15 protein-coding genes are annotated in these 14,001 nt (G+C 57.8%); 6 read left to right on the top strand and 9 right to left on the bottom strand.

The annotated features are described in order from the left end of the window. Positions 1 to 31 precede the first annotated feature (31 nt). On the bottom strand, positions 32 to 874 hold the full coding sequence (rsmI, locus tag LZP73_RS07360; protein ID WP_234233840.1) for a 16S rRNA (cytidine(1402)-2'-O)-methyltransferase: 843 nt from the start codon (positions 872 to 874) through the stop codon (positions 32 to 34). An 87-nt stretch (positions 875 to 961) separates the two neighbouring features. On the opposite strand from rsmI, the gene LZP73_RS07365 reads away from it, so the two are divergent. The 4 genes from LZP73_RS07365 (at position 962) to LZP73_RS07380 (ending at position 4,366) form a co-directional block, all read left to right on the top strand. After that, positions 962 to 2,782, top strand: coding sequence for a penicillin-binding protein activator (locus LZP73_RS07365; RefSeq protein ID WP_234233842.1), 1,821 nt, complete (start codon positions 962 to 964; stop codon positions 2,780 to 2,782). Beyond that, entirely contained in the window at positions 2,779 to 3,105 is a 327-nt protein-coding gene (locus LZP73_RS07370; RefSeq protein ID WP_234233844.1) for a YraN family protein, read from the top strand. The genes LZP73_RS07365 and LZP73_RS07370 overlap by 4 nt, the downstream gene beginning before the upstream one ends. Before the next feature lie 101 nt (positions 3,106 to 3,206). Continuing rightward, positions 3,207 to 3,800 carry a phosphoheptose isomerase gene (locus tag LZP73_RS07375; RefSeq protein WP_169563785.1) on the top strand — a complete coding sequence of 198 codons (594 nt, stop codon included), beginning with the start codon at positions 3,207 to 3,209 and terminating at the stop codon, positions 3,798 to 3,800. Next, positions 3,797 to 4,366, top strand: coding sequence for a BON domain-containing protein (locus LZP73_RS07380; protein ID WP_234233846.1), 570 nt, complete (start codon positions 3,797 to 3,799; stop codon positions 4,364 to 4,366). The genes LZP73_RS07375 and LZP73_RS07380 overlap by 4 nt, the downstream gene beginning before the upstream one ends. A 111-nt stretch (positions 4,367 to 4,477) precedes the next feature. On the opposite strand, the gene trpS is transcribed toward LZP73_RS07380, so the two are convergent. From trpS to rpe, 3 genes are read right to left on the bottom strand one after another with little or no spacing between them, the layout of a single operon-like run. Continuing rightward, the gene (gene trpS, locus LZP73_RS07385; RefSeq protein WP_234234252.1) at positions 4,478 to 5,476 is read right to left on the bottom strand and encodes a tryptophan--tRNA ligase; all 999 of its coding nucleotides are present in this window, start codon (positions 5,474 to 5,476) and stop codon (positions 4,478 to 4,480) included. Positions 5,477 to 5,487: 11 nt separating this feature from the next. Next, on the bottom strand, positions 5,488 to 6,195 hold the full coding sequence (locus LZP73_RS07390) for a phosphoglycolate phosphatase (RefSeq protein WP_234233849.1): 708 nt from the start codon (positions 6,193 to 6,195) through the stop codon (positions 5,488 to 5,490). A gap of 3 nt (positions 6,196 to 6,198) precedes the next feature. Beyond that, positions 6,199 to 6,873, bottom strand: coding sequence for a ribulose-phosphate 3-epimerase (rpe, locus tag LZP73_RS07395; protein WP_234233850.1), 675 nt, complete (start codon positions 6,871 to 6,873; stop codon positions 6,199 to 6,201). A 235-nt stretch (positions 6,874 to 7,108) separates the two neighbouring features. Between rpe and LZP73_RS07400 the strand changes: the two genes are divergently transcribed. Both LZP73_RS07400 and LZP73_RS07405 read left to right on the top strand, forming a co-directional pair. Continuing rightward, a complete protein-coding gene (locus LZP73_RS07400; RefSeq protein ID WP_234234254.1) occupies positions 7,109 to 7,465 on the top strand; it encodes a hypothetical protein in 357 nt (118 codons plus the stop codon). Next, on the top strand, positions 7,465 to 7,650 hold the full coding sequence (locus LZP73_RS07405; protein ID WP_234233851.1) for a DUF2970 domain-containing protein: 186 nt from the start codon (positions 7,465 to 7,467) through the stop codon (positions 7,648 to 7,650). The genes LZP73_RS07400 and LZP73_RS07405 overlap by 1 nt, the downstream gene beginning before the upstream one ends. Before the next feature lie 26 nt (positions 7,651 to 7,676). Here the strand turns inward: LZP73_RS07405 and LZP73_RS07410 are convergent, their stop codons facing one another. From LZP73_RS07410 to LZP73_RS07430, 5 genes are all read right to left on the bottom strand, one after another. Further along, positions 7,677 to 8,555 carry a Dam family site-specific DNA-(adenine-N6)-methyltransferase gene (locus LZP73_RS07410; RefSeq protein ID WP_234233852.1) on the bottom strand — a complete coding sequence of 293 codons (879 nt, stop codon included), beginning with the start codon at positions 8,553 to 8,555 and terminating at the stop codon, positions 7,677 to 7,679. A gap of 48 nt (positions 8,556 to 8,603) precedes the next feature. Continuing rightward, a complete protein-coding gene (locus LZP73_RS07415) occupies positions 8,604 to 10,106 on the bottom strand; it encodes an ATP-binding protein (protein WP_234233853.1) in 1,503 nt (500 codons plus the stop codon). A gap of 18 nt (positions 10,107 to 10,124) precedes the next feature. Next, positions 10,125 to 11,201 (bottom strand): 3-dehydroquinate synthase, encoded by a 1,077-nt coding sequence (gene aroB, locus LZP73_RS07420; RefSeq protein ID WP_234233854.1) that lies wholly within the window; start codon positions 11,199 to 11,201, stop codon positions 10,125 to 10,127. Positions 11,202 to 11,210: 9 nt separating this feature from the next. Further along, complete coding sequence (aroK, locus tag LZP73_RS07425; protein WP_169563776.1) at positions 11,211 to 11,726, bottom strand: shikimate kinase AroK; 516 nt, start codon at positions 11,724 to 11,726, stop codon at positions 11,211 to 11,213. A 217-nt stretch (positions 11,727 to 11,943) separates the two neighbouring features. Next, positions 11,944 to 13,992 carry a type IV pilus secretin PilQ gene (locus tag LZP73_RS07430; protein WP_234233855.1) on the bottom strand — a complete coding sequence of 683 codons (2,049 nt, stop codon included), beginning with the start codon at positions 13,990 to 13,992 and terminating at the stop codon, positions 11,944 to 11,946. Positions 13,993 to 14,001 lie beyond the last annotated feature (9 nt).

Here is a 14,001-nt window from a genome sequence, read left to right on the forward strand (position 1 = left end):
AGACTAAATCTGCGCCGCCGCGGGATTGGCACTAGAGGCCGACTTCGAGGCCGTACTTATACAGGGCATTCTTCTTCACCCCGTGGATCTGCGCCGCCAATGCCGCCGCCTTCTTCAGCGGCAGTTCCCCGCACAGGAGTTTGAGGCTATTGATGGCGACCGTGGGCAGAGCTTCATCGTCACTCAAATGAAAGCCATGCACCATGAGGACAATTTCCCCCTTCTGCTGATTGGGATCCGCACTGACTTTCTCGAGCACCTCGGACACCTGGCCACAGAGGAACGTCTCGAAGGTCTTGGTCACCTCCCGCGCCATCACCACTTGCCTGTCGCCGCCCAGGACCTCGACCATGGTCGTCAGGCTGTGTTCTATGCGATGGGGCGACTCGTAGAAGATCAGCGTGCGCGGGTCTTCCTTCAGGGCCAGTAACTTATCGGCACGGGCCTTCTCTTTCGATGGCAGAAAACCTTCGAAGCTGAATCTGTCCGACGGCAGGCCCGAGGCACTGAGCGCCGTAATGGCGGCGCAGGGGCCTGGCAGGGGGATCACATTGAAACCCGACTCGCGCACATGGCTCACCAGATGGTAGCCGGGATCTGAGATCAGCGGTGTGCCGGCATCGGAAATCAAGGCCACCGACTGACCTGCGGCCAGCTGCTCGACTATCCACTGGGCCCGGGCACGCTCGTTATGGTCATGCAGCGCCGTGGTTCTGGTGTCTATGCCGAAATGACTCAACAGCTTGCCGCTGTGGCGGGTATCTTCACAGGCGATCAATGAGACCCCCTGCAGCACCTCTATGGCCCGAGAACTCATGTCCCCCAAATTGCCTATGGGAGTGGGAACTATGTACAGTGCGACCGTCTGGTCCATATCTACCTCTGTGGGATAACGCCGAGACTTTCGCCAAGGGTCATAGAAGGTTAAACTAGTGCCAGCATCTTACCAGAGTGAAGCCCAGTGTTAAAAAGCCTGAATACAACTAAGTTTATTTCTGTGGCCATTTTATCGGTTGTTTTGTTCGGTTGTGGCACCAGGACACAAGTCCCAACGGCCCCCAAGGCCGTCTCCTTAGCCTCAGCACCACAGCAACCGAGCCACTATCTGGCCGAGGCCGCCAGGACCCAGGAAGCCGAATCCAAGGCCCGCTATCTGTTGTTGGCGGCCCATGCCTACATCAATGGCGGCAATTACGCCGCGGCCCAACAGCTACTGGAGGCGATGAAGACGCGGCAGATGCAAAGCCAGAGTCTGTTGGCCGAACATGCCTATCTCACCGCCAGGGTGCTGGAACAGACGGCCACCGCCGGCGCCGCCCTCGCCATCCTCGACTACCCAGACGGCTGGAGCCTGCCCAATTGGCAGCGAGCGGCCTACCACCAATTCAAGGCCAGGCTCTATCAACAAGACAAACAGCCCATCGAACAGGTGCGTGAGCTCACCCGGCTGAGCCGCTATCTGCCGGCCCAGCAACAGGCCGAAGTCAACGACAAGCTATGGCAGGCATTGCAGCCCTTGCAGGAACAAGTGCTGGAGCGAGTCGCCCGCGACGACAAGGACCCCGACTTCAGCGGCTGGTTGCAACTGGCCTACATAGTCAAGCACTTCGCCGTCGAGCCCAGCCAACTGGTCGGCTCCCTGGGCGAATGGCAACAAAGGCACCCCGGTCATCCGGCGGCGATGAAATTGCCTTCGGATCTCGACCGGGCGCTGAATACCAAACCCTTCCACCCAGGGAATGTCGCCGTCCTGTTGCCCCTGAGCGGCGCCAGAGCCAACATAGCCTATGCCATCAGGCAGGGCATACTCAGCAGCTACCTGGCGGAAGCCGACTCTGACATGGCGATCAATTTCTTCGATACCGCGGAAGGCGCGGCCCAGGCCTACCAGGCGGCGGTAGCAGGCGGCGCCGAATTTATCATAGGCCCGCTGCTGCAAACGGAAATCGACGAACTGCATGGCCTGGCGGCCCAAGACAGCCCCAAGGTGCCACAACTCTTTCTCAATCAGACGGATAAATTCACGCCCAGCCCAGAGCAGTTTTATTTCGCCTTGTCACCGGCCCAGGAGGCCATGGATGCGGCCGAGAAACTCTACCAGGATGGCATCACCACTCCCCTGCTGCTGGCCAGCAACGATGCCATAGGCCAACGCATGGCCCAGAGCTTCGGCCAGACCTGGCAACGGCTGACGGGCAAGCAGGCGGAAGTGCATTTCTACGATGCCGGCGATCAGATGAAACTCACGGTCCGGGAAGCCCTCGGCGTCAAGGACAGTCAGGCGAGGATCGCCCGCATCAAGGCGTTGATCGGCAATAAAACCGAGGCCGACTTCCGTTCCCGCCGGGATATAGACGCCATCTATATGCTCTCCTCGGCCCAGGATCTGGCGCTGCTCAAGCCCTTCATAGACGTCAACTTCAGCGTGTTTGCCGAGCCTGTGCCTCTGTATACCTCCAGCCGCAGCCGACAGGACATAGACACCAGGCAGGCGCAGGAATTGAATAATCTGGTGGTCAGCGATATCCCCTGGCTCCTGGCCAACAGCGACGAACGCCAAAGGGTAGCGGCCCTCTGGCCCGGCTGGAATAATAGCCAGAAGCGCCTCTACAGCATGGGCTATGATGCCCTGCAACTTGTGGGGCGGTTGGCGCAGATGCGCGCCTTCCCCGGTTATCAATTCAGCGGCCGCAGTGGCAACCTTTCGGTGGCGGACGATGGTATAATCCAGCGCCGCCTCAGCTGGGCCCGTTACCTGCGAGGCCATTTACGACCGCTATGACTCAGGGACAGCAGGCGGAACTGGCGGCCAAGGCCTATCTGCAGCGGCAGGGATTGCACTTCATAGCCCAAAATGTACGCTATCCCTTCGGTGAAATAGATCTGGTGATGCGCGCCGGAGAATACTGGGTCTTCGTCGAGGTGAAATACCGCGCCCGGCAGCACTATGGTGGCGCCCTCAATGCCCTGAGCCAGGCACAGATAGCCAGGATACGCAGGGCCGCCAGCCATTATCTGCAACTGCATAATATAGATGCCCCTTGTCGCTTCGACCTGATAGCCTTCGATGCCGATGAGGTACAGTGGTTGGTCGATGCCTTCTGAAACCAACAGGCCTGGCGCCAAACAGCATTTTACTATCCATGCCTCAACTCCTGCCCGGAGATATGGCATGATAACAACCTTTATCGTAGAAGGATTTATTCATGTTAGAACGTATCAAAGACAGTTTCACCGAGTCTATCCAAACCAAGATCGATGCAGCTGAAGCCTTGCCCGAGTCCATTGCCAAGGCGGCCGAGATGATGGTGCACTGTCTTTTAGGCGGCAACAAGATCCTTGCCTGTGGCAACGGGGGCAGCGCAGGTGATGCGCAGCATTTTTCCGCCGAGCTGCTCAACCGCTATGAAGTCGAACGCCCGCCACTGCCGGCCATTTCCCTGTCGACCGACACTTCGACCATCACAGCCATAGCCAACGACTACAGCTATGATGAGATCTTCTCCAAGCAGATCCTGGCCCTGGGCCAGCCCGGCGACATACTGCTGGCGATCTCCACCAGTGGCAACTCTGGCAATGTGATCAAGGCCATGGAGGCGGCATTGAGCCGTGACATGACCATAGTCGCGCTGACGGGCAAGGATGGCGGCGCCATGGCGGGCTTCCTGAGCGTTGGCGATGTCGAGATCCGCGTCCCCTCCAATGTCACAGCCAGGATCCAGGAAGTGCATCTGCTGGTGATCCACTGCCTGTGTGACAACATAGACCGCACCCTGTTTCCCCAGGACGAGCAACAATGATCAAGCTGGTACCCTTCGTTGCGTTGCTGGCGTTGCTGCAAGGCTGCGCCGGTGCCGTGATGGTGGGCGCCGTCGGCGGGGCCATGATGGCCAACGACGAACGCAGCGTGTCGACCCAGCTCAGCGACACCAATGCGGATTTCCAGATCTCCAGCGCCTTGCTGGCCCAGGAAGACATCAAGAACCAGACCAATGTCACAGGCGTGGTGATGAATGGCAATGTGCTGCTGATAGGCCAGGCGCCCAATTCCATGCTCAGGGACAAAATAGTCAACACAGTGCTCGGGCTCAAACTGGGTGGCAAGCTGCATAACCAGATCCGCATCGGCAATCCCATCTCCTTCACCACCCGCAGCAACGACACCTGGGTCACCACCAAGGTCAAGGGGCGCATGCTCAATGAGAAGGGCCTGGATGTCACCCGCATCAAGGTGATCACGGAGAATGGCGAGGTGTTCCTGCTGGGACTGGTCGACAGGGCCCAGGCCGAACTGGCGGTCGACATCGCCCGCAACACAGCCGGGGTACGCAAGGTTATCAAGGTCTTCGAGTATAGCGAACCCTAGCCACGCATGAGGCAAACCTCAGCAGCGCACCCGCATAGGGGCCTCCCGGCACGCGCCATAAAAAAAACCGACCCTTGGGTCGGTTTTTTTAGGGGCAGACAAGCTCGGCCATTACACCAGCAGGCCTATCTTCTCATAGACTTTCTTCAACGTGACTTCGGCGCGGGCCTGGGCCTTCTCGGCACCGTCGCGCATCACCAGATCGAGAAACGCCCTGTCGGCCCTGAACTCCTGGAACCTGGCCTGCAAGGGCTCCAGCATGGCAACCACGGCATCGGCGGTGGCCGACTTCAGGTGGCCATACATCTTGCCCTCGAACTCTGCCTCTATGCTGGCGATGCTCTGGCCCGAAGTGCCTGAGATCAGGCTCAGCAGGTTGGACACCCCAGGCTTATTCTCGACATCGAAACGCACCACGGGCGGCTCTTCGCTGTCGGTCATGGCCTTCTTGATCTTCTTGGTAATGACCTTAGGATCTTCCAGCAGACCTATGATGTTGTTGCGGTTTTCATCAGACTTGGACATCTTCTTCAGGGGATCCTGCAGTGACATCACCTTGGCGCCGAACTCGGGAATGAAAGGCTCGGGAATGGTGAAGGTCTCACCGTAGACATTGTTGAAACGGGTGGCAATATCCCGGGTCAATTCCAGATGCTGCTTCTGATCCTGGCCGACCGGGATCTCGTTGGCCTGGTACAGCAAGATGTCCGCCGCCATCAGCACCGGGTAAGCGAACAGGCCAACGTTGATGTTGCTGGCATACTTCTGGGATTTATCCTTGAACTGGGTCATGCGGTTGAGCTCGCCCATCTGGGCATAGCAGTTCAGCGCCCAGCCCAGCTGGGTATGCTGTGGCACCTGTGACTGGATAAATACAGTGCTCTTCTTGGGATCGACGCCGCAGGCCAGATACAAGGCCAGGGTATCCAGGCAGGCTTCACGCAGCGACAACGGATCCTGACGCACTGTGATGGCGTGCAGGTCCACCACACAATAGAGGCAATCATGACTGTCTTGCATGGCGACCCACTGACGCAATGCCCCCATATAATTACCTATGGTTAATTCACCCGACGGCTGGGCGCCGCTGAGTACTATGGGTTTGCTCACCTGAGGGTTTGTCATACGTCTAATTGCTCCATTGCACCCGAATCGAACAGGATCCGGGTCAGAATATCATTAAATTGATCACACACGGCATCTGGGCCGCAAAGCCTGATATCTTCACCGTAGTTGTAACCATAGGTCAAGCCGATTGAGGCGATTCCGGCCGCTTTGGCCGCAAAAATATCGTTGTTGGAATCCCCTACCATCAGGAGTTGGCTCTTTTCGAGACGCCATTCGTGCAACACATGCTGCAACGGCAGGGGATCCGGCTTCATCCGCTCGAGGGAATCGCCGCCAAATACCAGCGAGAAGAAGCCCTCCAAACCAAAGCCCCGCAACAGGGCGACGGCGAACTCATAGGGCTTGTTGGTCACCAGCGCCAGCCGGTAGCCGGCCGTGCTGAGTTGTGCCAGGGTGTCATAAACGCCGTCATACAGGCGACTATGGCGTTGCAGATGCAAACCATAATGACGCATGAAGACGGGCATGGCCGCATCGAGACTCGACTCGGACACGGTGTGCCCCAGCGCCCGACTCATGGCCCTGTGCATCAGGGTGCGGGCGCCATTGCCCACCCAAAGGCGCACATCCGCCTCGCTGCAAGGCGCCAGCCCCAGCTCCTCCAGGGTCGCCCGGGTGGCGGCGGCCAGATCTGGCACGCTGTCGACTAAGGTACCGTCCAGATCTAAGGCTATCGCCTCGAGTCGCGTCCAGTCAACCACGGCTTAAGAGGCCACCTTGGCCAGCTCGGCACGCATCTGGTCGATCACCGCCTTGTAGTCCGGCTTGCCGAAGATGGCCGAGCCGGCGACAAACATGTCGGCACCGGCGGCGGCGATCTCGGCTATGTTGTCGACCTTGACGCCACCGTCTATCTCCAGGCGTATGTCGAAGCCGCTGGCATCGATGCGCGCCCGCACCTGGCGCAGTTTTTCCAGGGTCGATGGGATGAAGGACTGACCGCCGAAGCCTGGGTTGACCGACATCAGCAAGATCACATCCAGTTTATCCATCACATGGTCCAAATAGTGCAGCGGCGTGCTGGGGTTGAACACCAGGCCCGCCTTACAGCCGGATTCCTTGATCAGCTGCAGGCTGCGATCCAGATGCTCACTCGCTTCGGGATGGAAGGTAATGATCGAGGCTCCCGCCTTGGCAAAATCCGGAATGATCCTGTCGACCGGCTTCACCATGAGGTGCACATCTATGTCGGCCTTGATGCCATAGTCACGCAGCGCCTGGCATACCATGGGGCCCATGGTCAGGTTCGGCACATAGTGATTGTCCATCACATCGAAGTGGATCACGTCGGCACCCGCATCCAGCACGGTGTTAACATCATCCCCCAGGCGGGCGAAATCGGCAGACAGAATGGAGGGAGCGATCAGGAATGGGCGCATAGTAGACTCATGGCAAGTGAATAAGAAGTCGCCTATTTTACCCTCAGCTTGCGGCAGGCTCTATAGTAAAAGGGCTTTTTTGCGACAAATCATCGACTCACTCCCTGGTCGCAGACCCGGACAGCCGAGGATGATAAATTTTTGTTCATAAACTGAACTGATTTGTTATAATCGGGCGGCTCACATGAGCGCTGATAGCTGTAATGAGGAAGTGAAGGCGATGAAAGGACAACAAATGAATGCGGCAGGAAGTCAGCATGAAGCCGGAATGAAGAAGCCCGGACTCAAATCGCTGCTGGCATCGACGGCGTTGCTGCTGGGCACCACAGCCTTGGGGATCAACGCCTTGACCCCGGATCCAAGCACCTCGGCCTGCGTCTGCAGTGGCGACACAACCTACAATGACAGCCTGCCCAGCAGCCATCCCAACAACCGCTGTGCCAACCAGGGCCAGGGGTTAAGCTGGGTCAGCTGGTTAACCGGCAGCAATCGCTCCAACCAGGCCCACTTCGTGGATCTGCTGGAACTGCTCCACGGCCACACGGACAAACCGCTGGAAAATATCACCCCCAACAGCCAGAAGAATTTCTGATGCTGCGGCGCTTATGGCAGGTCTTCTGCAGCACCCTGGCGGCCTTCTTCGGGGTACAGACAGACGCCAAGCGGGTGCGCGACTTTCAACAAAGCTCGCCGCTGGCCTTCATCATCATGGGCATTGTCATGGCGCTGGTCCTGGTCATGACCCTGATCTTCATAGTGCAGCAGGTGCTCGCCTGAGCCGTTAGCTTAGGCCGCTCTCCCTCTCATTCGACCCGGTTTGCAATCGGGCTTTCAACCCCAACCGGCTCTTCTTCCAGGTAATAGGCCTTGTCATAGAGTGCCATCAATTCGTCGACCTTGTTGCGGCCACCGCCATTCTGGCTGATGTTGCGCTGTACCTGGATCTTCCCCAGGCGGGCACCATGGTACAACTCCCGGGTCAAGGGGATATCATGGTTGCTGATGAGCACGGGAATGCCCTTGTCCAACGCCGTGTGGCGGGACTTGCGGGCCAGCAGGGCCTGATCGTCCAGGCTGAAACCGGCACCGACATAGGTGGTGAAACTGGCGGTCGTCGACAGCGGCGCATAAGGCGGGTCGCAGTAGATCACATCGCCCAGGCGGGTCATGCCGAAAGCCTCTTCATAGCCTATGCAGCGAAACTCAGCCTTCTGCGCTTTTTCCGAGAAGGCCCAGATTTCCTGCTCGGGGAAATAGGGCTTCTTGTAGGAACCGAATGGCACATTGAAGCCGCCCTTGCGGTTATAACGGCATAAGCCGTTGAAACCATGGCGGTTCAAATACAGGAAATAGACGGAGCGGGTAAAAGGATCTTTGCTGCGATTGAAGCCGTCGCGGATGCGATAGTAGGCTTCCTTGTCATTCATCTCGGCAACAAACAAGGCCCTGGCGGCATCTATATAAGCCTGGGGACGCTGCTGCACTATCTGGTAGAGATTGATCAGATCCTGATTGATATCACACAGCAGGTAGCTGGGATAATCCGTGTTGAGGAACACTGAGCCTGCACCTACGAAAGGCTCCACCAGGCGCTCCCCCCTGGGCAGATAATCGGCCAACGCATCAACCAGTTTAAATTTTCCACCCGCCCATTTGAGGAAGGCTCTTTGTTTTTTACTCATTTAAATTGATGAATGCCAGGCAAAAAGAAGGCCACGATTGTACTCTGTTTATTGCGGGATTTCACCGTCTGTCGCCACTTGTTGCACTTCATATTCGCCCAGGTCCGCCCAGGGCCGCGGCCAAGGCGCTTCGAATCGGTAGCGTTGCACCAGCCTTTGGGCGGCGAGATTCGCCGCCGCCATGTCGTCGAAACTCCCCATGAAGATGAGCCAGCGCTTGCGATACTTGCCCAGGTAGATCTCTTTCTCCGCCGCCAACTGGTGCATCACGGGGGCCAAGGACTCGCGCTTGGTCATGCTGGCCAGCTGCAGCGTGTAGCCCTTCCTGACCTTGGACTGCCCCTGGGTCCGGCCGCGCTGCGCCTTGATTAACTCTATGGGGCGCTGTGGCCGGGCGATCGCCGCCGCCTCTACCGCGACCGGCGCCGCCGCCAAGGCCGGCTCGACAGTCTGCACTTCTGCCTCGGCCGTGTTCTCCTGCGCCCGGCTCGATACGGGCGCGGCTGCTTGGTCGGCGCGCGCTGCAGCTTCTGGAATTACAGCTTCTGGGGTTGCAGCCTGCGCCTCTATGACCTGGGTATCGCCGGCATCGACATTGGCATCGGCATCGACATCGGCATCGGCATCGGCATCGGCATCGGCGGAGAATAGGCCTCCTCCAGCCAGCGCCAACGGGCTCGGCCGGGCCGCCGCTGCATCCCCCTGGGGCGCCAGGATAGCTTGCCCGTAACGGCGCAACTCAGGGTAACCCGCCTGACCCGGCGCGACGCCCTCCGCCGGCCGAGGCTCGCCGCCGATGAACCAGTAGAGCCCGGCCGTCAAAGCGAGCAGCACCGCCAGCAAGCCGGCCAGATGCCAGCCGCGCCACTTGGCTTGCGGGCTTGGGGCGTCATTCAAGGCCAGCTCCAGCAAGGTCACCACCTCGCCCGGGGTGCCCGACTGGCGCTCCAGCTGGGCCCTGATGATGTCGCGGGGGGCGAACGGTGTCTGGCCGCTGCGGATCAACAGGCTCCGGTACAGGGCCTCCCGCTCTATCGGCCCCAGGGGCTCGACCCCCACGGGCAGCAGCAGCTTACGCTGCGGCTCCGGCAGCTGCGCCATCAATTCATCGAGAAATGCCGGCGCCACTGTCAGGGTCAGGGCGATCGCCTTGCCGGCACATTTGAGTTGGCTGAGTATGATACATTCGGCCCACAGGGTCATGGGCAGCAGATGTGCATCGTCTATGATGATATGCAGGGGTTTGCCGAGCGAAGCTGTGACCCGCAACAGGGTGTCGGCCAGAGGCACTTCGTCGTCGAACAGGGGGGAGGATATCAGCTGTACCAAGATCTTGCGGCGGATCTCGGCGCTGTCGGCATGCATGGGGCAAGTGACCAGGGCGGAATTATAATCATCGAACTCGGTCGCCAGTGCTGTGACCAGGGTCGTTTTACCCGCGCCCCGGGCACCACTGAGCACCAGCAGCTGCTCGCTGTAACTGGCAATATGGTGCAGCCTCTGTACCATGGCCTCCTGGGATGGAAGCAGGACCAAATCATGAAATGTCACCGAGCCACCACATAGTCTTTATCGACTGCGGATAACCTGCTCGAGCACGGCTTCATCCACCCGACTGAAGACATCCGCCCGACCCAGGGCCTGGGGCAGTACCAGCCTGAGCTGCCCACCCAAGACTTTCTTATCGCGCCGCATATGTTTAATGAAACTGTCGAAATCCATGGATTCCGGTGCCTGTACCGGCAGATCGAATGCCCGCATCAGCGCCATGATGCGCTGTACCACTGCCTCGTCGAGCAGTTCCAGCCTGGCCGCCGTCTTGGCCGCCAGTACTGTGCCGGCGGCCACGGCTTCGCCATGCAACCAATTGCCATAGCCCATCTCGGCCTCTATGGCATGGCCGAAGGTATGTCCCAGATTCAACAGGGCCCTGACGCCTTGTTCCGTCTCATCCTGGGCGACGACCTCGGCCTTGATCTCGCAACAACGTGCTATGGCATATTCCAGCGCCGCCGTATCCAGGGCCTTCAGGGCCCCGACATTGGCCTCGAGCCAGAGGAAGAAATCCCCATCCCACATGATGCCGTACTTGATGACTTCGGCCATGCCGGCGGCGAATTCCCGCGCCGGCAAGCTCTCGAGACAATCCGTGTCTATCAGCACCAGTTGGGGCTGATAGAAGGCGCCTATCATGTTCTTGCCGAGGGGATGATTGACCGCGGTTTTGCCGCCAACCGAAGAGTCGACCTGGGAAAGCAGCGTGGTGGGGATCTGAATAAAGTCTATGCCGCGCTGATAGCAGGCGGCGGCGAAGCCTGTCATGTCACCTATGACACCACCGCCCAGCGCCACCAACACAGAATCCCTGGCATAATTTTGCTGCAACAGGGCGGCAAAGATATGTTCCAGATGGGTCAGATCTTTATATTGCTCGCCGTCCGGGAGCAATACCGAGTTCACCTCACCGAATGACGCCATCAGGGCCCTTAACCTTTCCAGGTACAGGGGCGCTATGGTGTCATTGGTGACTATGAGGATGCGTTTGTTAGCCAGGTAGCGAGACAAGAGCTCGCTGTCATTCATCAAATTCTGGCCAATATAAATGGGATAACTGCGTATACCTAAATCGACCCGAATTTGCTTCATTCTCTCTGCCTAAAAACCTAATTGCTCGATAATCTGATTTGCAACGATTTTTGCGCTCTGCTCGTCGGTCTTGACGATCACATCGGCAATTTCTTCGTACAGTGGGTTACGGACCTCTGCGAGATTCTCCAACACTTCCCGAGGGTCATCCACCTGCAATAATGGGCGTCGCTTGTCTCTTTGGGTACGAGCGACCTGTTTGTCGATAGTGGTTTCCAGGTACACCACAATCCCACGAGCAGAAAGATGATTACGGATATCTTTGCTCTGTACCGAACCGCCACCCGTGGCGAGTACGATACCTTGCTTTTCGGACAAGTCGGCGATGACCTGAGCTTCACGACGACGGAAGCCTTCTTCACCTTCGACGTCGAACACCCAGGCGATATCAGCACCCGTGCGTTGCTCAATCTCTTGATCTGAATCGTGGAATTCTAAATGCAGCATTTGCGCCAGATGGCGACCTATGGTGCTTTTACCTGCGCCCATAGGGCCTACCAGAAAAATATTACGTTTTTCAGCCATTTCTTTTACGTCTGGATCTTATGAAAAGTATGCCTATATCGACTCACAATCAAGCCGACCTAATTTGTTACCTTGCTCTTATGAGACTTGACCGTGGATTATCTCAGTTTAGGGCTAGGGCTGGCAAGTGATGTGCGCCATTAATCCTAAGATATTGTACGCCTTAAACACTAAAACCAGCAAAGGTTGCTGGTTTTAGTCGATGGGGAGCAAGGGGTTAAATTTTTTCGGACACGATTTTCGGGGTCACGAAAATAAGCAATTCCTGGCGCTCATTCTGATCCGTGGTGTTCCTGAACAGGAAACCCAGAAATGGGATATCGCCCAGTACCGGCACCTTGCTCACCCGGCTGATCAGATTTTGCTGGTAGATGCCGCCCAAGACTATGGTCTCGCCATTGTTCACCAACACCTGGGTGCCTATCCTCTGGGTATCTATGGACACCGCCTGTCCCAGCGGGGTATCGACGCTCTTGCCCTGGGAGTCCTGGGTGATTTCCAGATCCAGTATCACTCTGTTGTCCGGGGTGATCTGTGGTGTGACCCTCAGTGACAGCACCGCCTTCTTGAAGCTGACCGAGGTGGCACCGCTGGAGGTGGACTCCACATAGGGGATCTCGACCCCTTGTTCTATGTAGGCCGATTTCTGGTTCGAGGTAGTGATCCGCGGACTGGCGATGATCTCGCCCTTGTTTTCCTGCTCCAGTGCACTCAGTTCCATGTCCAGTATGGTGCCGTCGGCCAACTTGGCCACATGAAAGGCGATGCTGGCCGGGTTAGCCACGGCGGCCGGCAGGTTGACATTGAGGCGATCCCCGGCCGCCGGTACCACACCGTTGGCTATCTGCTCGGCGCCACTCAGGCTGCCCGAGGTGCCTTTGCTGCCCTGTTGATCCGTGACCCCCCAACGTATGCCCAGGTCCTCGGACACATCGTCCTTGACCGTCACCATGCGGGACTCGATCAACACCTGGCGGATAGGTATGTCCAGCACCTTGGTCAACTCGTGAATATTTTCCAGGATCTCGGCGGTATCTTTCACCAACAGCGTATTGGTACGTTCATCCACTGCGACACTGCCACGGCTGGACAGCAGGCTGGAGTCGGCGCTCTTGAGCAGTTCGGCGATATCCACCGCCTTGGCGTAGTTGATCTGCAGGTATTCGGAATAGAGGGGCAGGAGTTCCTTCACCTCCTGCTTATTCTTCAGCTCCTGACTCTCGCGGATCGCCAGCTCTTCGCTGGGGGCCACCATGAGAATGTTGCCTTGAATGCGTTTATCCAGGCCCTTGGTTTGCAGGATCAGATCCAGTGCCTGGTCCCATGGCACATCGTCGAGCCTGAGGGTGATATCCCCCTCCACAGTGTCGCTGGTGACCAGGTTCAGGTCGTTGTAGTCTGCGATGATCTGCAGCACGGTACGCACCGAGATATTCTGGAAGTTCAGCGACAGGGACTTGCCCGAATAGTGCTTCTCATCCTTGGCGACGCTCTCCCGCTGGGACTCATTCATGCTCAGCTTGAAGACATTACCCTCCTGCTGCGACTGGTACTCATAGTTGCCGTCAATATCCAGCAGAATGCGGGTGGTCGCCTCGTCCTTAAAGGTCTCGAAGCTTTTCACCTGGGTGGCAAAGTCCTGCACGTCCATCACGTAGAGCATGTCCGGGTCTATGTCGGTATTGTAGAATTTCACTTCCAGCTTGGCGCCGACCTGGGACACGTCGGCCGCGACGGTGCGATTGTTCAAGGCGACCAAGAGCTCACCGCCACCCTCGGCATTGCGGCGAAAATCTATGCTCTTGACGCTGTTGACGAAGGGATTATCCGTTTGCGCCGAGCTGAGCTGGGTATCGTTGACCGTCAGCCGGTAGCTGTTGCCTACCACTCTGCCCTGATAGGGCCTGACCTTGTCCAGGTCGACGCCGACCTTGAGCCGGGTATCTGCCTGGATGAGCGTCACTTGCTTGACCCCGGCCTGGCCTATGGGCAGCTCTGTCTTGCGCAGATCCGACTGGCTGTCGTCGAAGCTCAGCACTATCCCGGCCGGCGATGCCTTGACCTCGACGGCTGGCGGGGTCAGCGGTTGCGCAAACACCAACTCGAGTTCGAGTTGGTGATCGATAATGCTGTGATACTTGACATCCACCAGGCTATTGGCCGCCATGGCAGTCGGCAACACGCCCAAAAATAATACCGCTCCGATCACAGTCTGCAACAGACGAGACACTGTGAATGGAGTTTTTATCGCGGCAGAAGATTTCATTATTACCTC

Source organism: Shewanella sp. AS16 (assembly GCF_021412365.1).
Classification (GTDB): Bacteria; Pseudomonadota; Gammaproteobacteria; order Enterobacterales; family Shewanellaceae; genus Shewanella; species Shewanella salipaludis.

Bases quoted from the DNA above. Each gene is read 5' to 3' on its own strand.
- rsmI (WP_234233840.1), bottom strand. From the start codon at position 874: ATGGACCAGACGGTCGCACTGTACATAGTTCCCACTCCCATAGGCAAT.
- LZP73_RS07370 (WP_234233844.1), top strand. From the start codon at position 2,779: ATGACTCAGGGACAGCAGGCGGAACTGGCGGCCAAGGCCTATCTGCAG.
- LZP73_RS07375 (WP_169563785.1), top strand. From the start codon at position 3,207: ATGTTAGAACGTATCAAAGACAGTTTCACCGAGTCTATCCAAACCAAG.
- LZP73_RS07380 (WP_234233846.1), top strand. From the start codon at position 3,797: ATGATCAAGCTGGTACCCTTCGTTGCGTTGCTGGCGTTGCTGCAAGGC.
- rpe (WP_234233850.1), bottom strand. From the start codon at position 6,873: ATGCGCCCATTCCTGATCGCTCCCTCCATTCTGTCTGCCGATTTCGCC.
- LZP73_RS07400 (WP_234234254.1), top strand. From the start codon at position 7,109: ATGAATGCGGCAGGAAGTCAGCATGAAGCCGGAATGAAGAAGCCCGGA.
- LZP73_RS07405 (WP_234233851.1), top strand. From the start codon at position 7,465: ATGCTGCGGCGCTTATGGCAGGTCTTCTGCAGCACCCTGGCGGCCTTC.
- LZP73_RS07410 (WP_234233852.1), bottom strand. From the start codon at position 8,555: ATGAGTAAAAAACAAAGAGCCTTCCTCAAATGGGCGGGTGGAAAATTT.
- aroB (WP_234233854.1), bottom strand. From the start codon at position 11,201: ATGAAGCAAATTCGGGTCGATTTAGGTATACGCAGTTATCCCATTTAT.
- aroK (WP_169563776.1), bottom strand. From the start codon at position 11,726: ATGGCTGAAAAACGTAATATTTTTCTGGTAGGCCCTATGGGCGCAGGT.
- LZP73_RS07430 (WP_234233855.1), bottom strand. From the start codon at position 13,992: ATGAAATCTTCTGCCGCGATAAAAACTCCATTCACAGTGTCTCGTCTG.